15 protein-coding genes and 1 other RNA gene are annotated in these 19,498 nt (G+C 70.2%); 8 read left to right on the forward strand and 8 right to left on the reverse strand.

Annotation, left to right across the window (positions count from 1 at the left end; genetic code table 11):
• Positions 1-40 precede the first annotated feature (40 nt).
• Complete coding sequence (gene sucB / locus DEJ24_RS06870) at positions 41-1,576, forward strand: 2-oxoglutarate dehydrogenase, E2 component, dihydrolipoamide succinyltransferase (protein ID WP_111077871.1); 1,536 nt, start codon at positions 41-43, stop codon at positions 1,574-1,576.
• 129 nt (positions 1,577-1,705) lie between these two features.
• On the opposite strand, the gene DEJ24_RS06875 is transcribed toward sucB, so the two are convergent.
• Positions 1,706-2,494, reverse strand: a complete 789-nt coding sequence (locus tag DEJ24_RS06875) for a hypothetical protein (RefSeq protein WP_111077872.1) — start codon at positions 2,492-2,494, stop codon at positions 1,706-1,708.
• A gap of 127 nt (positions 2,495-2,621) precedes the next feature.
• Here DEJ24_RS06875 and DEJ24_RS06880 point away from each other — a divergent pair, with 127 nt between their 5' ends.
• Positions 2,622-3,335 carry a DUF4191 domain-containing protein gene (locus DEJ24_RS06880; protein WP_111077873.1) on the forward strand — a complete coding sequence of 238 codons (714 nt, stop codon included), beginning with the start codon at positions 2,622-2,624 and terminating at the stop codon, positions 3,333-3,335.
• A 298-nt stretch (positions 3,336-3,633) separates the two neighbouring features.
• On the opposite strand, the gene DEJ24_RS06885 is transcribed toward DEJ24_RS06880, so the two are convergent.
• Entirely contained in the window at positions 3,634-4,071 is a 438-nt protein-coding gene (locus DEJ24_RS06885; RefSeq protein WP_111077874.1) for an RDD family protein, read from the reverse strand.
• A gap of 142 nt (positions 4,072-4,213) precedes the next feature.
• Here DEJ24_RS06885 and glnA (DEJ24_RS06890) point away from each other — a divergent pair, with 142 nt between their 5' ends.
• Positions 4,214-5,638, forward strand: coding sequence for a type I glutamate--ammonia ligase (glnA, locus tag DEJ24_RS06890; RefSeq protein ID WP_110902453.1), 1,425 nt, complete (start codon positions 4,214-4,216; stop codon positions 5,636-5,638).
• A gap of 293 nt (positions 5,639-5,931) precedes the next feature.
• Here glnA (DEJ24_RS06890) and DEJ24_RS06895 read toward each other — a convergent pair whose 3' ends face one another.
• The 5 genes from DEJ24_RS06895 to glnA (DEJ24_RS06915) form a co-directional block, all read right to left on the reverse strand.
• Complete coding sequence (locus DEJ24_RS06895) at positions 5,932-7,350, reverse strand: UDP-glucose/GDP-mannose dehydrogenase family protein (RefSeq protein WP_111077875.1); 1,419 nt, start codon at positions 7,348-7,350, stop codon at positions 5,932-5,934.
• Entirely contained in the window at positions 7,347-8,918 is a 1,572-nt protein-coding gene (locus DEJ24_RS06900) for a glycoside hydrolase family 26 protein (RefSeq protein ID WP_111077876.1), read from the reverse strand. Before DEJ24_RS06900 ends, DEJ24_RS06895 begins: the two co-directional genes overlap by 4 nt.
• Positions 8,911-10,500 (reverse strand): glycosyltransferase family 2 protein, encoded by a 1,590-nt coding sequence (locus tag DEJ24_RS06905; RefSeq protein WP_111077877.1) that lies wholly within the window; start codon positions 10,498-10,500, stop codon positions 8,911-8,913. The genes DEJ24_RS06900 and DEJ24_RS06905 overlap by 8 nt, the downstream gene beginning before the upstream one ends.
• A 525-nt stretch (positions 10,501-11,025) precedes the next feature.
• On the reverse strand, positions 11,026-14,028 hold the full coding sequence (locus DEJ24_RS06910) for a bifunctional [glutamine synthetase] adenylyltransferase/[glutamine synthetase]-adenylyl-L-tyrosine phosphorylase (protein WP_111077878.1): 3,003 nt from the start codon (positions 14,026-14,028) through the stop codon (positions 11,026-11,028).
• Between the two features lie 37 nt (positions 14,029-14,065).
• A complete protein-coding gene (gene glnA, locus DEJ24_RS06915; protein ID WP_111077879.1) occupies positions 14,066-15,403 on the reverse strand; it encodes a type I glutamate--ammonia ligase in 1,338 nt (445 codons plus the stop codon).
• Positions 15,404-15,635: 232 nt separating this feature from the next.
• Between glnA (DEJ24_RS06915) and DEJ24_RS06920 the strand changes: the two genes are divergently transcribed.
• Both DEJ24_RS06920 and DEJ24_RS06925 read left to right on the forward strand, forming a co-directional pair.
• The gene (locus tag DEJ24_RS06920) at positions 15,636-16,775 is read left to right on the forward strand and encodes an iron-containing redox enzyme family protein (protein WP_258374752.1); all 1,140 of its coding nucleotides are present in this window, start codon (positions 15,636-15,638) and stop codon (positions 16,773-16,775) included.
• Positions 16,765-16,998 carry a CDGSH iron-sulfur domain-containing protein gene (locus DEJ24_RS06925; protein ID WP_258366038.1) on the forward strand — a complete coding sequence of 78 codons (234 nt, stop codon included), beginning with the start codon at positions 16,765-16,767 and terminating at the stop codon, positions 16,996-16,998. Before DEJ24_RS06920 ends, DEJ24_RS06925 begins: the two co-directional genes overlap by 11 nt.
• A gap of 6 nt (positions 16,999-17,004) precedes the next feature.
• On the opposite strand, the gene DEJ24_RS06930 is transcribed toward DEJ24_RS06925, so the two are convergent.
• Positions 17,005-17,190: an SPOR domain-containing protein gene (locus DEJ24_RS06930; protein WP_111077881.1), complete on the reverse strand. Its 186-nt coding sequence runs from the start codon at positions 17,188-17,190 to the stop codon at positions 17,005-17,007.
• Between the two features lie 169 nt (positions 17,191-17,359).
• Between DEJ24_RS06930 and map the strand changes: the two genes are divergently transcribed.
• From map to rnpB, 3 genes are all read left to right on the forward strand, one after another.
• Entirely contained in the window at positions 17,360-18,223 is an 864-nt protein-coding gene (gene map, locus DEJ24_RS06935) for a type I methionyl aminopeptidase (protein ID WP_111077882.1), read from the forward strand.
• A gap of 70 nt (positions 18,224-18,293) precedes the next feature.
• Positions 18,294-19,046: a polyphosphate--glucose phosphotransferase gene (gene ppgK, locus DEJ24_RS06940; protein ID WP_110904552.1), complete on the forward strand. Its 753-nt coding sequence runs from the start codon at positions 18,294-18,296 to the stop codon at positions 19,044-19,046.
• 76 nt (positions 19,047-19,122) lie between these two features.
• Positions 19,123-19,479: RNase P RNA component class A (rnpB, locus tag DEJ24_RS06945), an RNA gene on the forward strand.
• Positions 19,480-19,498: the final 19 nt, after the last annotated feature.

Consider the following 19,498-nt stretch of genomic DNA (forward strand, 5'->3'; position numbering starts at 1 on the left):
CCACAACCCAGAACCACGCCTGCGAGAAGGAGTCCACCCGATGAGCGAATCCGTCAACCTCCCGGCGCTCGGGGAGAGCGTCACCGAGGGTACGGTCACCCGATGGCTGAAGAACGTCGGTGACCGGATCGAGGTCGACGAGCCGCTGCTCGAGGTCTCCACCGACAAGGTCGACACCGAGATCCCGTCGCCGATCGCCGGCGTCATCGAGGAGATCCTCGTCCAGGAGGACGAGACCGTCGAGGTCGGCACCGCCCTCGTCAAGATCGGCGACGGAGCCGGCGGCGGCGACTCCTCCGACCAGGGTGGGTCCGAGTCCACCGACAGCCAGACCGAGGCTGTCGCCGAGGACACCGAGCCCGAGACCGCACCGAGCACGGAGCAGGACACCGAGGCGAAGGCCCCGGAGCCCGCCGAGCCCGAGCCGACCCCGTCCGGCCAGACCCAGCCCGCGGCTCCGCAGGCGCCGTCGGCACCGCCGGCCGCCTCGCCGGTGCCGCAGGCTGCCCCGGTCCCGCCGCCCGCAGCTGCCCCGCCCGCAGCCGTCCCGGCCCCCGCCAAGGCAGCACCCGCTCCGGCTGCGGCCCCCGCAGCCGCGGCGCCGTCGTCGACCCCGTCCGCGGAGGTCCCGAACCCCAGCGCCAACGGCGCGGCCTCGGGGTACGTCACCCCGCTGGTGCGCAAGCTCGCGAACGAGCAGGGTGTCGATCTCTCCACCGTGACCGGCACCGGCGTCGGTGGGCGCATCCGCAAGGAGGACGTGCTCGCCGCGGCTTCCGCTGCTGCGGCCGCCCCGGCACCGGCCGCCTCGGGCTCGGCGGCTCCGGCACAGTCCGGGCCGTTCGTCGCGGAGGTCTCGCCGCTCCGCGGGACGCGCGAGAAGATGACCCGCCTGCGCAAGGTCGTCGCCGAGCGTGCCGTGCAGTCGATGACCTCGACCGCACAGCTCACCAGCGTCGTCGAGGTCGACGTGACCAAGGTCGCGCAGTTCCGCGACGCCCACAAGGCGGAGTTCCTCGAGAAGACCGGTGCGAAGCTCTCCTTCATGCCCTTCTTCGCCCTGGCGGCGTCCGAGGCACTCAAGGCCCACCCGAAGATCAACTCGACGGTCGACGGCGACGAGATCGTCTACCCGGAGACCGAGAACGTCTCGATCGCGGTGGACACCGAGCGTGGTCTGCTCACCCCGGTGATCAAGGACGCGGCGTCGCTCGACCTCGCCCAGTTCTCGAAGTCGATCGCGGACCTGGCGGAGCGCACGCGCAACAACCAGCTCAAGCCCGACGAGCTCGCCGGTGGCACGTTCACGCTGACGAACACCGGTTCGCGCGGCGCACTGTTCGACACCCCGGTGGTCTTCCTGCCGCAGTCGGCGATCCTCGGCACGGGCATCGTGACGAAGCGCCCGGCGGTCGTGAAGGTCGACGGGCAGGAAGCCATCGCCATCCGCTCGTTCGTCTACCTGGCGCTCTCCTACGACCACCGGATCATCGACGGCGCCGACGCGTCTCGGTACCTGGTGGCCGTGAAGAACCGTCTGGAAGAGGGCAACTTCGGTCCCAACTTGGGCTACTGAGCCCTGGGCTAGTGAGTTTCGGGCTCCTGAGCCCCGAGCTACCGGTCGTTCGGTAGCTGGCGAGTTCGACGGCGGCCCCGTCTCCCCGGTGGGAGGCGGGGCCGCCGTCGTTCCCGCACCAGTCGACGTTCATCTCGCGCCCCACGCCCCGACCACGACGACACCGACCAGGACGACCAGTCCGGTGGCCAGTTCGCGCACGCCGAACCGGTGCGATCCGACGGGCAGCCCGGACCGCAGGAGTCCACGCCCCGACTCCAGGAGTCGCCCGACGGCCGAGTGTGGTGCCGCAGGCCCTGGCGCTCTCGGATCCACATCGAACGCGAAGGTCATCGGCGGTGGATCCCAGCGCACCGGCCTCGGCGGGGCCGCGGCACGGACCACGCGGTCGAGCGCGTGGAGCGCCGCTCCGCCATCCCGGCGGGCAGCCGAGCATGCCTGGTCGACCTCGTCGTGGCAGACCTCGCGCGGATCGACGCGTTCCCAGACGGCACGCACGGCGAGGACCAGCGCCTCGACACCCGAGACGACGCCGGGCCCGGAGCGATCGGTGGTACCGGGAGGGCGGTCGACCAGCACGACGGCACCGGCGTCGTCGACCAGGACGTCGTCGACGCCGGCACGACCGAGCAGGACCGCGCCGGCGTCGGCCAGGAGGGCGAGCTCGAGCAGCGGGAGCGTCAGCGTCACGGCGACACCAGCCGTCGGTGACCCGATCCGGTCCAGTGCCGCGGGCAGTGCGAGCCCCGTCGGCGCCGATGCCCGCGCGACCAGGGCCCCGGTCTCGTCGCGCCCGATCTCCGCCACCCCAACCAGGTGGTCGTGCGTCACGGTGCTCCGGTCGGCGAGCCACTCGGCGAAGTCGTCGGCGGGCTCCGGGGCTCGCCAACAGAGGTCGATCTGTTCCCACGGTTCCATGGCGACCATCATGGCGGGGGCGGGGCGGGCCTCCCGGCCGGAGCAGGGACCTGTGGACAACGCTGTTCGCCCACAGCCTGGCGACGGACGGTCCACGATCGACGTGCCAGGCCGTATCCTTGTCGGCATGGCACGCAGCAGTTCCTCAAGCTCCCCGGCGAAGGAGCCCGGTCGTCTCAAGCAGATGTACCAGGTCTTCACCATGACCCGTCGGGCCGACCCCAGCTCCGTCTGGTGGTTCGCCCTCGCGTTCCTCGGACCGGTCGTGGTCGGCGTCCTCGCGGCGCTGCTCATCCCGGGTCAGAACTGGCTCGCGATGACGCTCTGGATCATCGCCGGCGTCCTGCTCGGTGTGCTGCTGTTCCTGATCGTGCTCGGCCGTCTTGCCGAACGGGCCGCTTACTCGCAGATCGAAGGCCAGCCCGGTGCCGTCGGCGCCGTCCTGTCGAACTCCCTGCGACGGCAGTGGCGCTCGAGCGAGATGCCCGTCGCCGTCCACGGTCGGTCTCAGGCGGCGGTCTACCGCGCCGTCGGGACGCCGGGTGTCGTCCTCATCACCGAGGGCCCGGTCACGAACCTGAATCGTCAGGTCGAGGAAGAGCGTCGCAAGGTGGCTCGTATCGTGCCGAACGTCCCGATCCACGTCGTCAACGTCGGTGACGCGGACGGCCAGGTCACGCTCCACAAGCTGCCGCGTGCGATGAACAAGTACAAGAAGGCGCTGAACCGCAACGAGGTCCTGGCGGTGTCGAACCGTCTCGACTCCCTCACACACGGTCCGGCCGCGGCGATCCCGAAGGGCATCGACCCGACGCGGGTCCGTGCCGGGCGGCCGCGCTGACACGTCGCCCCCCGCGTGCCGCGACGCCTTCGACCCTTCGGGTCGGGGGCGTCGTGTCGTTGCGGCGTGGTGGTCGCGTCGAGGTCGCACGAGGTGCCGATCTGCGGGCACTGAGGCGGCAGGCCGTGCGACCTCGGGGGACGAGCAGCGGCAGGTCGTGCGACTTCGGCGGACGGGCAGCAGGCTGCCCGGCAGCGGAACACCATGCTCCGAGACGACGGGGTCCGGCGGGGCCCGACCGGGTCGACCGGGCCCGGTCCGACGGGTTCCGACCGGACCCGGCCGGGTCGACCAGGCCTCAGCGGCGGACGAGCACCGTCCCGGCGACCGCGTCGTGCAACGCCCGCCCGTCCTTCGCGTGGATGAGGACCGGGACGACGATGCAGAGCAGGACCGTCCGGACGATCGGCCGCCACACGCCGACGTAGCCGCCGCGGACCGGGACGACCCGCAGCCCGACGCAGACGTGGCCGAAGGACCCGGACAGCAGCGCGATGAAGACGACCTGCAGTGCCGCGAAGATGCCGAGCGTCACGAAGTTGCCCGCCGCGCCGTAGGTCCCGATCACCAGCGAGATCAGCGACGCGAGTGCCCAGTCGATGACGAGGCCCAGGAACCGACGTCCGAACGACCCCATGCTGCGTGGTCCGGACTCCGGCAGTCCGAGGATCTTGCCCGGCCATTCGGTGCGCTCTGGACCGGGAGCGGGCGAGGAGGGCAGAGTGGAGCGGGCCATGTGCCCAGCGTAGGCGTTCCCCCGGCACGTAACACGCTGGAAACAACCCAGTCACGTCCGGGAAACTCCATGTCAATAGCCTCGTCGGAGGGTGCCTCCTGGTTCCCTCGACACCACCCAACCCCACAGGAGACCGACTCGTATGTTCAGCGATTCCTCCGAGGTGCTTGCCTTCATCAAGGACACGGACGTCAAGTTCCTCGACATCCGGTTCACGGACCTCCCCGGGGTCCAGCAGCACTTCAACATCCCCGCATCAACGGTCGACGAGGACTTCTTCGCCGTCGGTCAGCTCTTCGACGGCTCCTCGATCCGCGGCTTCGCGTCGATCCACGAGTCGGACATGCAGCTCATCCCCGACGTGACGACGGCGTACGTGGACCCGTTCCGTGCGGAGCGCACGCTGATCATGGTGTTCGACATCTACAACCCGCGCAACGGCGAGATCTACGGCCGTGACCCGCGCCAGGTCGCGAAGAAGGCCGAGAAGTACCTCGCCTCGACGGGCATCGCGGACACCGCGTTCTTCGCCCCTGAGGCCGAGTTCTACATCTTCGACGACGTCCGCTACTCCGTGACGCAGAACGAGGCGTTCTTCTCGGTCGACTCCGAAGAGGGCGCCTGGAACACCGGTCGCGAAGAAGAGGGCGGCAACCTCGCCAACAAGACCCCGTACAAGGGCGGCTACTTCCCGGTGTCGCCGGTCGACAAGACCGCGGACCTCCGCGACGACATCTCCCTCAAGCTCATCGACGCGGGCCTCGAGCTCGAGCGTGCGCACCACGAGGTGGGTACCGGCGGCCAGCAGGAGATCAACTACAAGTTCGACACGCTGGTCCACGCGGCGGACGACATCCTGAAGTTCAAGTACATCGTGAAGAACACGGCCGAGCAGTGGGGCAAGGTCGCGACCTTCATGCCGAAGCCGCTCTTCGGCGACAACGGCTCGGGCATGCACACGCACCAGTCGCTGTGGTCCGACGGCACCCCGCTGTTCTACGACGAGAACGGCTACGGCGGCCTGTCCGACCTGGCCCGCTGGTACATCGGTGGCCTGCTCAAGCACGCCCCGGCCGTCCTGGCGTTCACGAACCCGACGATCAACTCGTACCACCGTCTGATCCCGGGCTTCGAGGCACCGGTGAACCTCGTCTACTCGGCGGGCAACCGGTCGGCGTCGATCCGCATTCCGATCACCGGCACGAACCCGAAGGCCAAGCGCATCGAGTTCCGCGCGCCCGACGCCTCCGGCAACCCGTACCTGGCCTTCGCGGTGCAGCTGATGGCCGGCCTCGACGGCATCCAGAACCGCATCGAGCCGCACGAGCCGGTCGACAAGGACCTGTACGAGCTCCCCCCGGAGGAGGCGAAGAACATCCCGCAGGTGCCGGCATCGCTCGGCGCCGCGCTGGACGCGCTCGAGGCGGACCACGAGTTCCTCCTCAAGGGCAACGTCTTCACCGAGGACCTGATCCAGACCTGGATCGACTACAAGCGCGAGAAGGAGATCCTCCCGATGGCACAGCGTCCGCACCCGTTCGAGTACGAGCTGTACTTCGGCGTCTGACGCTCCACGCTCCACCACGGAGGGCCCCGCACCGTCAGGTGCGGGGCCCTTCGTGTGCCGCCCGTGCATCTGGCGATCCGCCTGGGCGACGGCCTGGAGGCCCGGCGGCGGCCCGGCGGACCGACACCGGGCCTCCAGGCTGGACACGCAGGTCGGGACGCGAAAGCGACAGATCGCCGCCGGAATCCGGTGCAGATCTGTCGCTTTCGCGCACTGTACCGCGGCCCCGGCGCGGCGGCCGACGCACGAGAGCGGGGCCCGTGCCGACGGCAGGGGCCCCGCTCCGGGGACGATCAGCGGCTGGTGGCCAGCGCGTCGACCGTGCCCGCGGCGACGCTCGCGGGAGCACCCGTGACGGGGGTGGGCCGTCCTAGGGAGCGGACGGTCCACCCCGCCCCGACCCAGCGGCCGGTCGGGAGACAGTTGCGCGCGTCGATCACGACGCGCTGTCCGACGACGGCCGCGAGGGCGACCGGGTCGGCCTCGACGACCTCGTCCCACTCCGTGAGGACGAGGACGAGGTCAGCGCCCTCGATCGCCTCGGTCATCGACGCGGCGTAGGTGAGCGTCGGGAACGACCGGCGTGCGGTCTCCATCGCCTCCGGGTCCCAGAGCGTCACCTGCGCGCCACGGAGGTGCAGCGCGGCGGCGACGTTGAGCGCCGGGGAGTCACGGACGTCGTCGGTCAGTGGCTTGAACGCTGCCCCGACCACGGCGATGCGACGGTTGAGGACCGATCCCCCGGTGGACTCGATCGCCATGTCGATGACCCGCTGGCGCTGGCCCATGTTGATCTCGTCGACCTGCTGCATGAGGCCGACGACCCGGCCCGCACCGATCTCGTTCGCCCGGTGCATGAGGGCTCGGATGTCCTTCGGCAGGCATCCGCCGCCGAAGCCGAGCCCGGCGTTGAGGAACTTCCGGCCGATACGGGCGTCGTGGCCGAGTGCATCGGCGAGGGTCGTCACGTCGGCCCCGGCGATCGCACACATCTCGGAGATCGCGTTGATGAACGAGATCTTCGTGGCGAGGAAGGCGTTCGCGCTGACCTTGACGAGCTCGGCGGTGGCGAGGTCGGTGGTGATGACCGGGGTGCCCTCGCTGATCGGGGCGGCGTAGACCTCGCGGATCACGGCGTCGGCAGCGTCCGACGCGCCGCCCCACACCAGGCGGTCCGGGTGCAGCGTGTCCTCGACGGCCTTGCCCTCCCGGAGGAACTCGGGGTTCCAGATGAGCTCTGCGTCGATGCCGGCGGGCGTGAACTCACTGACGATCCCGCGGAGCCGTGCGGCGGTGCCGACCGGGACGGTCGACTTGCCGACGATGAGTCCCGGGTGGGTCAGGTTCTCGGCGACACCGCGGGTGGCGTTCTCCACGAAGGACAGGTTCGCCGCGTGCGACCCGGCCTTCTGCGGGGTCCCGACACAGACGAAGTGCACGTCCGCCGCAGCGACCGCTTCGGCGATCGAGGCCGTGAACCGGAGCTTCCCACTGGCGACGTGCTTCGTGATGAGCTCGGGGAGTCCGGGCTCGTAGAACGGCACCTGGCCGGCGGAGAGTGCGGCGAGCTTCGCGGGGTCGACGTCCACGCCGATGGTCTCGAAGCCCATCTCGGCCATGGCGGCGGCATGCGTGGCACCGAGGTACCCGGTGCCGATGACGCTGATGACCGGTGCGGGTCGGGTGTCGGCGGACTTCTTCGATGCGGTCACTTCTTGACCTCCTGCAGGTCGTAGTCGATGTCGGTGCGGGCGATGCCGGCGACGAACGCCGCCAGGCTGTCGGCACGGGAGTTGAGTCGCCAGTCGTTGGTGGTGCGGGCACCGTCGACGATCGTGGTGGCGGTCTCGCTGAAGTACGCGAAGCCGATGACGTCCGAGTTGGCAGGGTCCGCGAGGGCGTCGAACAGCGAGTCGACCCACTGCGACTTCTGCCCGTTCGACACGGCGGAGCCGGTCTCGGTCGCGCCGATCTCGCTGAGCAGGATGCGCTTCTCGGGCGCGATCTGCCGGATCTGGTCGAGCGTCGCACCGAAGGTGGTGGCGAAGGTCGGCGACTCGGCGGCCTTGCGGTAGTACCCGCTCATGCCGACCCAGTCCACGTAGTCGTCGCCCGGGTAGTACGCCTGCATGTAGTCGACGGTCTGGTACTTCGGGTTGCCCAGGGCGTCGATGCGGGTCGGAGCCCAGTTCCAGATGACGTAGTCGTTCGCACCCGCACGCTCGAACACGTCGTGCACGTGCTTCCACATCGCGACGAACGAGCCCGGCGCGTTCTGCTGGGCGGCGCCGTCGGACCAGTTGTACCAACTGCCGTTCATCTCGTGGTCGAGACGGATCACCACGGGCTGTCCGTTCGCCTTGAGCGCGTCGGCGTACTTCGTCAGGTAGTCGTCGAACGCTCCCCCGGTGATGTCGGCGTTCGCGTACCCGGCAACGTACTTCTGGTCGTTGCCGGTGGTCGCCGGCCGGGTCTCCCAGGTGAGCAGCGGCACGCGGCCGTTGGTCCACGATCGCTGCACGGCACCCGCGTTGAAGTCCTGGTCGAAGCCCTGGAAGTAGCCGACCATGTTCGTCGACTTGCCGACCTGCTGGGACACCTCGTCGTACTCGGCCCAGTTGAAGGGCGACTGCGCCGTGTACAGGCCGTACCAGCGGGACTGCTGGGCGAGGACCTCGGTCTTCGTCGGCACGTCGACCGGGGTCGCCGGGTCCGGGTCGGTCGAGGGGCCGTCGGTGCCGGGGACGACGGTCGGACCGCCGCCCTGGCCCGACCCGCCGTGACCCGACCCGCCGTGGCCCGACCCGCCGGACGAGGACCCGCCCGAGCCGGCCCCCTTGCCCGCCGTGATCGACGTACCGGAGGAGGACGAGCCTCCCGAACCGGCGCCGTGTCCGTGGCCGGAGGCCGTACCGGACCGGGCGTGCCCGAGCTGCGACCGCAGGTCTGCGATCTGTGCCTTGAGCTGGGTGACCTGGTCGCTGCGGGAGCCGGACTGCGCCGAGGTGCTCTGCAGCTTCCCCTCGAGCTTCCAGATCTGCTGCTGCGCGGCGGCGAGCTTCGCCTGCAGGGCGTCGACGTCGGCTGCCGGTTCCTGCTGGGTCGGGACGCCGAGCGCCCGGCTGACGGCGGTGGAGACGGGCCCGGAGGGCGAGATCCACACGGACCAGGTGATCAGGGCGAGGACGGCGACGATCGCCGCCATGCCGAGGGCGGTGCGCTTGGCGTGCTTGGTGGAAGGCGCCCACCAGGTGCCGTCGGTGCGGTCGAGATCAGACAATGAGGAACGCCTCCAGAGCGAAGACCGCGATCCCGATGCAGTACGGGATCGATGCGTACGGGTTGAGTCGGCGACGTGCGGGCTTCGCCGCGCGGTGCGGTGCACGGGCGGTCGAGGTCGTGGTCGCTGTCGCTGTCGCGACGTCGCGTCGGGTGGTGAGCACGGTCGCGGTGGCGGCCGTGGTCGCGTCGGGTCCGAAGAGCTCGTCGAACGCGTGGTCAACGGCGGCCTGCTCGCTCGGCCGCTCGGACGTGTCGGTCAGTCCGCGGTCCACCGGGCTCATCGGCACGGTCGTGCCCGAGAGCTGCGGCTGCGCCGGGTCCTCCTCCATCGGCCCACCGGCGTAGGCACCGGCCCGGGTCCCCCAGCCGCTGGCGTGCGCCAGGCGGAAGAACCCGATGAGCCGGATCGGCATGAGGAAGAACGTCGAGACGATGATGAACATCGGCAGGCGGAAGAAGTCCGACGGCTTCTCGGCCAGGTGCCGCATCTGCCGGATGGCCATGCTCAGCACGCTCGAGACCACCATGAGTCCGGCGACGTAGACGAAGCCGGTGGAGAACCCGTACTGGTGCAGGATGCCCTCGTAGAGGTTCTGCCCCTGCCCGGTGAGCGCCCGGTAGATCCAGCCGGCGATCACGCCGAAGAGCATGAACGGCAGGATGATGTCGGTCAGGAAGAACACGGCCAGGATCGGCGCGTGGCCGAGCATCCACGGCAGCATCCGCAGCGTGTTGTACTGCGACCCACGGGCCCAGCGGAGCTGCTGCTTGAACAGCTTCTTCACCTGCAGCGGAGCGTCCGTGTACACGAGCGACGTGTACTGGTAGACGGTCCGGTACCCCTCCTTGAGCGTCAGGTTCGTCAGGGTCCGGTCGTCGGAGACCTCGAGGAAGACCCCCATGAACTCCTCGTGCATGAACCTGTCCATGACGCGGACCAGGATGCTCCGGCGGAACGCGATCGTGCGGCCGGGCAGGCAGCCGATCTGTCCGAGGACGCTCTGCGCCGGCATCGAGTACAGCGCACGGGAGTTCTCGAGCCAGTCCGCCCAGCGGGTGATCCAGGAGCGCGTCGGCTCGAGGATGCGCTGGCGGGTGGTCACGCCACCCACGGACTCGTCCGCGAACGGCTTGAGCAGCTCGACGAGCGTGCCGGGCGTCCACACCGTGTCCGAGTCGACGAGCACGGTGATGTCGCCGTTCGACATCTCGGTGCCGACCTTGACCGCGTTGCGCTTGCCGGGGATCGGCGTGTGGGTCCAGCGCACGAGGGGGGCGAACTCGTCGCACACCGCTTCGAGCGCCTCGTTCCGAGCGCCGTTGATGACGACGATGATCTCGCCGGGACGCTGTTCGACCATGCGGCCGATCACGTCACGGAACAGGTCGAGCGGCTCGTCCACCACGGGGACGACGACGCTCGTCGTCCCGGTGTACGTGCCGGTGAAGGGGCGGTACCGGGCGGAGAGGACGACTTTGAGCAACCAGAGCAACCAGATCACCAGTGAGTACACGGTGAACAGGTAGAACTCGGGGTGGCCGTCGACCATCTGCCGGATCTGGAGGATGAAGGTGAACATCGATCCCTGCTGCAACGTTCGAAGGGAGATTCCGCGTCATCGGGAAATCGGGGTCGGTTCGGGTGTCCTCATTCAGACAGATCGCAGACAGCCCCTGCAACGTGCCCCTCGGGTGGGGGTGACCGCGGGGTCGATCGGGGGACAGAGTGGTCCGCAGCACGTCGGACCGACCCTTGTCCCCACTGGTGCTGACAGCAGTTGCGTGGACCGGTCCGACGGCGGCCGTCGGTGTGCAGAGAGTCCGACACGGCCGGGAGGCTCATCCTCGGTCCACAGAGAACCCCGGATCAGAAGGCAGTTGAGCTGGTCGTCGTCGGCTGGCGCTGTCTCCGCTGCTCCGGTGTTCCGAAACCCTGGTCGCGCGCTGACAGCGATTCAGCATCGGTACCGATCGGGGTACGGTGCACAGTGCAACGGGGTACGGACGGGTCGGGACGAAAATTGTCTTTGACAACTCGTCATCTTGCTTCGATTCGCAACACCCCGGGCGTGTCGCGGTGCCGGCGCCTCCGTTCGAGACGACGCTCAGGCGCCGTAGAACTCGCGCTCGAAGACCTGCCGGGAGCGCCGGGTCACGGCGAGGTAGTCCTCCTCGAGTTGCGACGCCGACCCCGGCGGGTACTCCAACAGGCGCGCGATGCCCTCCAGCTGCGTCCGCTCGACCGGCAGCACGTCCGTCGTCCGTCCCGACCACAGCACGAGCGCGCTCCGGGTCCGGGACGCGAACCGCCACGCGGCGGCCAGGCGCTCGGCGTCCTCCGGCGCGACCCAGCCGGCGTCCGTGGCCGCCTGCAGCGCCTCGAGCGTCGACGTGGTGCGGAGTGACGGCTGCTCGTGCCCGTGCTGCAGCTGGAGGAGCTGCACGAACCACTCGACGTCGCTCAACGACCCGCGACCGAGCTTCAGGTGACGCGCAGGATCGGCGCCGCGGGGCAGTCGTTCGGACTCGACCCGGGCCTTGATGCGCCGGACCTCCCGGACCTCCCGGTCCTCGATCGCGGCGGGGTACCGGGTCCGGTCGGCCAGGTGCTCGAAGTCACGGAGCAGCTGGGCGTCCCCCACAGCGCCACGGGCCCGCAGGAGCGCCTGCGCCTCCCACGTCAGGGACCAGCGGGCGTAGTAGGCCGCGTACGAGTCGAACGAGCGCACCACGGGGCCGTTCTTCCCCTCGGGCCGCAGGTCGATGTCGAGGTCGAAGGGGTGCAGGGCGTCCTCGGTCAGGCGGTTCAGCTCACGCACGATGACCTGCGACGCGCGCGAGGCGACCTCGTTCGGCACCGTCGACGAGCGGTAGACGAAGAGGACGTCGGCGTCCGAGCCGAACCCGAGTTCACGGCCGCCGTAGCGTCCCATCGCGATCACCCCGAACTCGAGACCCTGCGGGGCGTCCCGTCGTGCCAGGTCGAGCGCACCGCTCAGCGTGGCCTCGGTGACGTCGCTGAGTGCCGGACCCAGGCCGTCGACGTCCAGGTGCCCGAGCACTGCGGCCATGCCGAGCCGGAGCGTCTCGCGCCGCCGGACCCCGCGCAGGAGCGAGGCCGCCGTGTCCACGGCGTCCCCGTGTCGCGCGGTCGTCGCGCCCGTCTCGGCCAGCAGCGCAGGCAGCGGACGCGGCTTCAGGAGGGTGTCCGGCTCGTCCAACCAGGCCACGGCCTCGGGGAAGCGTTCGAGCAGACCGGACAGGAACGCCGACTCGCTGAGCACCGTCGTCAGGCTGTGCGCGGCGCCCGAGGAGTCCCGGAGCATCCGGAGGAACCAACTCGACTCCCCCAGGGTGTCGCTGAGTCGTCGGAAGGCCAGCAGCGCCCGGTCCGGCGCGGGCCCCTCCGCCATCCATCGCAGGAGGACCGGCAGGAGGTTCCGCTGGATCGCTGCCCGCCGGGTCGTCCCCTGCGTCAGAGCCCGGATGTGGGCCACGGCCCCGTCCGGATCGAGGAACCCGATCGCGGTGAGCCGGTCGCTGACCTGACTGCTCGTCAGGACGATCTCGCCGTCGGTGGACGCCACCGCCGCGAGCATCGGTCGGTAGAAGAGCCGCTCGTGCAGGCCGCGGACCTCGAGCTTGACCGATCGCCAGCGGTCCAGCAGCGCCGACGCCGAGGACGCCAGGCGGGTGGAGCGAGCGAGGACCCGGAGTTCGTCCTCGTCGGACGGCATCAGGTGGGTGCGCTGCAGCCGCCGGAGCTGGATGTGGTGTTCGAGGACCCGGAGCAGGGCGTAGTCCGGTCCGAAGCGCGCCGCTTCCGGCCGTCCGACGTACCCGGCGGTCGCCAGGGCGTCCATCGCCTCGAGCGTCGAGCGGACGCGCACGGACTCGTCGTCGCGCCCGTGGACGAGCTGCAGGAGTTGCACGGTGAACTCGACGTCACGCAGACCGCCAGGGCCGAGCTTCAGCTGCCGATCGACCTGGGCATCCGGGATGTGCGCCGTCACCCGCTCCCGCATCCGCTGCACCGACTCCACGAACCCCGGACGCTTCGACGACTGCCACACGAAGGGGGCCACCGCGGCGACGTAGCGCTCCCCGAGGTCCATCGACCCGGCGATCGCCCGGGCCTTGAGCAGCGCCTGGAACTCCCACCCCTTCGCCCAGCGCTCGTAGTACGCCACGTGCGACTCGAGCGTCCGGACGAGCGCGCCGTCCTTGCCCTCCGGCCGGAGGTTCGCATCGACCTCCCACAGTGCGGGCTCCGCGGCGAGGTCCGTGATGACGTGGGTCGCGGCGATCGCCAGACGCGTCGCGATGAGGACCGCGCGGTCGGTGCTGATCCGGGGCGCGTCGTCCCCCTCCGTCGGCTCGGTCGGCACGGTCGGCACGGTCGGCTCGGTCGGCTCGGTCACGAAGATGACGTCGACGTCGCTGACGTAGTTGAGCTCGCGTGCCCCGGCCTTCCCCATCGCGATCACCGCGAGCGGCGTGGCGGCGACGTCCGCGACGGGGAACGGGACCTCGCGACGCGCGACCGTCACGGCGGCGTCGAGCGCAGCGCCGGCGAGGTCGGCGAGGCCGGCGGCGACGTCCGGGAACGCCTCGGTCGGAGACGCGTGCAGGACGTCGAACAGGGCGATCTGCGCCAGGTGCCGGCGGTAGCGGACACGGAGTCGCCGTCGAGCCGTCTCGCCCGAGCTGCCGTCCACCGCCTGGTCGAGGGAGGCCGTGTACCGCTCCTGTGACCACGGCGGCGCGACGGGATCGAGCACCAGCGCGAGCTCGTCGGGCCGGCGCTGCAGGAACTCGGCGAGCCCGGTGGACGCGCCGAGCAGCCGCACCAGGCGCTCGGTCGCCCCGGGGTCGGCCAGGACCGGGCGCAGCTGCTCCGGAGCCGACTCGATGAGCCGCTCGAGCGCGAGCAGCGCTCCGTCCGGGTCCGCCGTGGCGGCCCAGACCGACTCGGCATCCGCGATCGGGACGCGCAGATCCGAGCCGGGACGGGCCTCCAGGGCGGCGATCCGCTCCAGCGAGCCGGACAGGTCGGCGAACCCGAGCCGGGCCAGCTGGGAACGCGAGGTTTCGGTCCGGCTGGTCATCTGGCGTGTGCTCCCGTCGTGTGTCCTGACGTGGGTGTCAGAGCATGCCGAGGTTGGTGTCCAACTCGAACGGGGTGACCTGGTCGCGGTACCGCTTCCACTCCTGGCGCTTGTTGAGGAGCACGAAGTTGAAGACCTGTTCCCCCAGGGTCTCGGCGACGAGCTCCGAGTCCTCCATCAGCGACAGTGCGTGGTCGAGGCTCGCGGGCAGCTGGCTGTAACCCAGGGCCTTGCGCTCCGAATCGGACAGGCTCCAGACGTTGTCCTCGGCCTCGGCGGGGAGCTCGTAGCCCTCCTCGATGCCCTTCAGGCCCGCCGCGAGCAGCAGCGAGTACGCCAGGTACGGGTTCGCCGCCGAGTCGATGCCGCGGTACTCGATGCGGGCGGACTGGCCCTTGTTCGGCTTGTACAGCGGCACGCGGACGAGCGCCGAGCGGTTGTTGTGACCCCACGTCACGAAGGACGGGGCCTCGTCGCCGCCCCAGAGACGCTTGTAGGAGTTGACGAACTGGTTCGTGACCGCGGTGATCTCCGGCGCGTGCCGCAGCACACCCGCGATGAAGTGCTTGGCCGTGGGCGAGAGCTGGTACTCGCCACCGGGCTCGTAGAACGCGTTCTGGTCCCCCTCGAAGAGCGACACGTGCGTGTGCATGCCGGATCCCGGCTGCCCGGACAGCGGCTTCGGCATGAACGTCGCGTAGACGCCCTGCTCGATCGCGACCTCTTTCACCACGGTGCGGAACGTCATGATGTTGTCCGCCATGGTCAGGGCGTCGGCGTACCGGAGGTCGATCTCGTTCTGACCCGGGCCGGCCTCGTGGTGGCTGAACTCCACCGAGATGCCGAGGTCCTCGAGCATCCGGACCGAGCGACGACGGAAGTCGTGCGCGCTGCCGCCGGGGACGTTGTCGAAGTAGCCGGCCTGGTCGACGGGCTTCGGGCCGCCGTCCTTCCAGTCGCGGTCCTTCAGCAGGTAGAACTCGATCTCGGGGTGCGTGTAGAACGTGAACCCGCGGTCGCTCGCCCGGGCCAGGGTGCGCTTCAGCACGTTGCGGGGGTCGGCCACGGCCGGCTGCCCGTCCGGCGTCGTGATGTCGCAGAACATCCGCGCGGTGGGGTCGATCTCGCCGCGCCAGGGCAGGATCTGGAACGTCGAGGGGTCCGGGTGCGCGAGCACGTCGGCCTCGTACGAGCGGGTCAGGCCCTCGATCGCGGAGCCGTCGAACCCGATGCCCTCGGCGAACGCGCCCTCGACCTCGGCCGGCGCGATGGCGACCGACTTCAACGTGCCGATCACGTCGGTGAACCAGAGTCGGATGAACTTGATCCCGCGCTCCTCGATGGTGCGGAGCACGAAGTCCGTCTGCTTGTCCATGCACGACCTTTCCGTGTTCACCGAGCCGCGACGCGACCCGCCGGGCCGCATCGCGACCGTGCACACAGGCTAGTGCCCGTGCGACTCCTCGTGGGCGGGGCGCGCGCGGGCTGTGGACGGCGCGAGGGCGACGTCGACGCGCGTGCCGGGTGCGCTCAGCGGCCTCTCGCGCCGGGCCTGTCAGCCGCCTGGGCCAGGCTCGGACCGTACCGACCCTGCGAAGGAGCACCACATGGCCGTCCTCGACGCCGCCGAAGTCCTCACCCAGACCCCGATGCCCGTGCCGGCACCACGGGGCCCCCTCAGCACCGCAGTCCTCGCCGCACTCACCACCGGCGCACCGGACGAGACCCTCCGCGACGTCGCCGTCGCCGCCGTCGCCCGTTCCCAGGACGTCCTGAACGACGACGACCTGCAGCTCGCACTGTTCGCCCTCTACGAACTCCACTACGGCGGCATCGCCGGCGTCGACGACTCGCTGGAGTGGGACGTCCACCTGCTCGGCACGCGTGCGGTCGTCGAGACCGCGCTCGAAGCCGCCGTCCGCGCCGCCGTCCCGGTGCCCGAGCGCCCCGAGCCGACCGCCGAGGCGGTCTCCGCGGCGCTGTTCGCCCTGACGGCCGCCGACAGCGGACCGAGCGTGTCCCGGTGGGTCGCCCGGAAGGCTGATCGTGCGCAGATCCGCGAGTTCCTGGTGCAGCGAACCGTGTACACGTTGAAGGAGGCCGACCCGCACAGCTGGGCGATCCCGCGGCTGTCGGGTCGGGCCAAGGCCGCGTTGGTCGAGATCCAGTCGGACGAGTACGGCGGCGGACGACCGAAGCGCATGCACTCGGCGATCTTCGCCAGGACACTGCGCGCCGCCGGCCTGGACGACTCCTACGGGGCCTACGTCGACCACCTGCCGGCGATCACGCTCGGTGCGCTCAACATGATGAGCATGTTCGGGCTCCACCGGCGCCTCCGCGGAGCCATCGTCGGGCACCTGGCGGCGTTCGAGATGACCTCGTCGATCCCGAGCAAGCTCTACGGCGACGGGTTCCGGCGGAACGGGTTCGACGAGGACGCGACGTGGTACTTCGACGAACACGTGGAGGCCGACGCGGTGCACGAGCAGATCGCCGGCCGTGACCTGGCCGGCGGGATGGTCGAGGCCGACCCGACGCTGCTCGACGACGTGATGTTCGGCGCTGCCGCGTGCCTCGTCGTCGAGGGCATGGCAGGGACGCAGCTGCTCTCCAGCTGGGAGCAGGGGCGCAGTTCCCTGCGGCGCCCCCTCGACGGCGAGTCCGGGAGCGTCGGCGACGCGGATGCCCCTGGCGCCGACGTCACGGCGATGCGGTCTTCGGACGGTGCCTCCCGTGTCGCGTGAACGCGAGGACGAGCCGTCGGTGGTCGCGTACCCGGACGGTCCGTTCCTGCTGCGCGGTGACGTCGCGGTGCTGGGCCCGGACGGACAGGAACTGCCCCGGCGACGCCGGACGGTCGCCCTCTGCCGGTGCGGCAAGTCGATGCTGAAGCCCTACTGCGACGGCACGCACAAGATCATCGGGTTCCGGACCGAACCGGAGCCGCCCGCCGAGCCGACGGCCTGAGGCCGGTCAGCCGTCCTGGTCCGCGGCGTCGGCGCGCTCGTTGTTCTGCCGGACCCGGTCCAACGCGTGTGCGGCCTCGTCGCGGGTCGGGAAGGGGCCGATGTGGTGCCGGTTCGTCGACTTCGGGCCCTGCTCGACCTCGCCGGTCTTGTCGTTGTACCACCACTGGGATTCGATGCGCTCGTCGGTCATGGGCCCGACCGTACCCGGGCGGACGCGGGGCGTCCGCGCAGCGGGGTCGGGTCGCGGGCCGGGCGGTGAGCCGGCGGGCAGGCGGGCGGGCTCGTGCAGTGTGCCTGCCGGGCGAGCCCCACAGCCGGGAGGCGACGGCCGGGCCCGACACGCCGCTAGAGTGGAACGCATGCCCCGGGACGAACACGGACACCTGACGGCCGGCCGCGTCTCACCACAGCGGCCCGTCCCGAAGGACATCGAGCGACCCGAGTACGTCGGCAAGGTCGAGCCCCATGAGCACGGACTCGGCGACACGTACACGCCGGACGAGGTCGAGCGGATCCGCACAGCCGGTCGCATCGCCTCGCAGGCCATCGACGCCGTCGGTGCAGCGATCCGCCCGGGCGTCACGACCGACGAACTCGACCGGATCGGCCACGAGTTCGTCGTCGGCCACGGCGCCTACCCCTCGACCCTCGGCTACCGCGGGTACCCGAAGTCGCTCTGCTCGTCCCTCAACGAGGTGATCTGCCACGGCATCCCCGACGACACCGTGCTGCAGGACGGCGACATCGTGAACATCGACATCACCGCGTACAAGGACGGCATGCACGGTGACACCAACCGGACCTTCGTGGTCGGGCAGGCCGCGCCCGAGGTGCAGGACCTCGTCACCCGCACCGAAGAGGCGATGCACCGCGGCATCCGCGCCGTCGCTCCCGGCCGCCAGGTCAACGTCATCGGCCGCGCGATCGAGTCGTACGCCAAGCGCTTCGGCTACGGGGTGGTCCGCGACTACACCGGGCACGGCGTCGGACGCGCCTTCCACTCCGGTCTGGTCATCCCGCACGTGGACGACGCCCGCTACGACACCGTGATCGAGCCCGGCATGGTCTTCACGATCGAGCCGATGCTGACCCTCGGTGGCATCGACGCGGACATCTGGGCCGACGACTGGACCGTCACCACCCGTGACCACTCCTGGACAGCGCAGTTCGAGCACACGCTCCTCGTGACCGAACGCGGCACCGAACTCCTCACCGTCTCCTGACCACCCGCGGCGCGCCCGGCCTCGGGACCGTGCCGGACACACTCGTCACCTACGGAAGGCACCGCTCCCCATGACCTCACTCGCAGTCGGCGTCGACATCGGCGGAACAGGCATCAAGGGCGCGATCGTCGACACGGCGACCGGCGAACTCACCACCGACCGGATCAAGAAGGCCACGCCCGAGGGCGGCCGGCCCAACGACATCGTCGAGGTCGCCAAGTCGATCCTGGACGACCTCTCCCCTGCCTCGGACGTCCCGGTCGGGGTCTGCTTCCCGGCGATCGTCCGCGACGGCAAGACCATGTCCGCGGCGAACGTCTCGAAGAAGTGGATCGGTTTCGAGGCCGAGGCGCTGTTCGAGAAGGAGCTCGGCCGCTCCATCCACTTCGTCAACGACGCCGACGCCGCCGGGTTCGCCGAGCAGCAGTTCGGCGCCGCGAAGGGCCGCGACGGACTCGTCATCATGACGACGCTGGGCACCGGTATCGGCACAGCGCTGATCAACGACGGCGTGCTCATCGTGAACGCGGAACTCGGCCACCTGGAGATCGAGGGCGTCGACTACGAGACGAAGGCCTCGTTCGCCGCCAAGGAGCGGGACGACCTGTCCTGGAAGCACTGGGCGAAGCGCCTGCAGAAGTACTACTCGCGGCTCGAGGCACTGCTCTCCCCCGAGCTCTTCGTCGTCGGTGGTGGCGTGTCGAAGCAGTACGAGGAGTTCCTGCCGCTGCTCGACCTGCAGGCGGAGATCATCCCCGCGACGCTCCGCAACAACGCGGGCATCATCGGCGCGGCGACCCTGGCGGCACGCAGCACCCGCTGACCGGCTGCGGGCGTGCGACCGGGTCGGGGTGCTGATCGGGGCTGATCACCTGGGCCGCTACACTCGTCGGAGCGAACGGGTCGGTGAGACGGTCGCGTCACTCCCCCGGGAGTGCCGAGGAACGTCCGGGCTCCACAGAGCAGGGCGGTGGGTAACACCCACCCGGAGCAATCCGCGAGACAGTGCCACAGAGAACAGACCGCCGGCGGCGACGTCGGTAAGGGTGAAACGGTGGTGTAAGAGACCACCAGGGATCCGGGTGACCGGATCTGCTCGGTAAACCTCGCCCGGAGCAAGGTCAGACAGAGGACGCTGAGGCTGCTCGCCGAGTCCTCGGGTAGACCGCTGGAGGCCGACGGCAACGTCGGTCCGAGAGAGATGGCCGTCACCGCCGCGAGGCGGGACAGAACCCGGCGTACGGCCGGCCCGTTCGCCCAGACCGTACGAACACG

This window comes from Curtobacterium sp. MCPF17_001 (genome assembly GCF_003234615.1).
In the GTDB taxonomy this organism is placed as follows: Bacteria; Actinomycetota; Actinomycetes; order Actinomycetales; family Microbacteriaceae; genus Curtobacterium.

What these genes read in the sequence shown, in the direction of transcription:
- DEJ24_RS06920 (WP_258374752.1), top strand. Translation starts at nt 15,636, where the DNA reads ATGGCCGTCCTCGACGCCGCCGAAGTCCTCACCCAGACCCCGATGCCC.
- glnA (WP_110902453.1), top strand. Translation starts at nt 4,214, where the DNA reads ATGTTCAGCGATTCCTCCGAGGTGCTTGCCTTCATCAAGGACACGGAC.
- DEJ24_RS06875 (WP_111077872.1), bottom strand. Translation starts at nt 2,494, where the DNA reads ATGGAACCGTGGGAACAGATCGACCTCTGTTGGCGAGCCCCGGAGCCC.
- DEJ24_RS06885 (WP_111077874.1), bottom strand. Translation starts at nt 4,071, where the DNA reads ATGGCCCGCTCCACTCTGCCCTCCTCGCCCGCTCCCGGTCCAGAGCGC.
- DEJ24_RS06880 (WP_111077873.1), top strand. Translation starts at nt 2,622, where the DNA reads ATGGCACGCAGCAGTTCCTCAAGCTCCCCGGCGAAGGAGCCCGGTCGT.
- DEJ24_RS06905 (WP_111077877.1), bottom strand. Translation starts at nt 10,500, where the DNA reads ATGTTCACCTTCATCCTCCAGATCCGGCAGATGGTCGACGGCCACCCC.
- DEJ24_RS06930 (WP_111077881.1), bottom strand. Translation starts at nt 17,190, where the DNA reads ATGACCGACGAGCGCATCGAATCCCAGTGGTGGTACAACGACAAGACC.
- glnA (WP_111077879.1), bottom strand. Translation starts at nt 15,403, where the DNA reads ATGGACAAGCAGACGGACTTCGTGCTCCGCACCATCGAGGAGCGCGGG.
- sucB (WP_111077871.1), top strand. Translation starts at nt 41, where the DNA reads ATGAGCGAATCCGTCAACCTCCCGGCGCTCGGGGAGAGCGTCACCGAG.
- ppgK (WP_110904552.1), top strand. Translation starts at nt 18,294, where the DNA reads ATGACCTCACTCGCAGTCGGCGTCGACATCGGCGGAACAGGCATCAAG.
- map (WP_111077882.1), top strand. Translation starts at nt 17,360, where the DNA reads ATGCCCCGGGACGAACACGGACACCTGACGGCCGGCCGCGTCTCACCA.
- DEJ24_RS06910 (WP_111077878.1), bottom strand. Translation starts at nt 14,028, where the DNA reads ATGACCAGCCGGACCGAAACCTCGCGTTCCCAGCTGGCCCGGCTCGGG.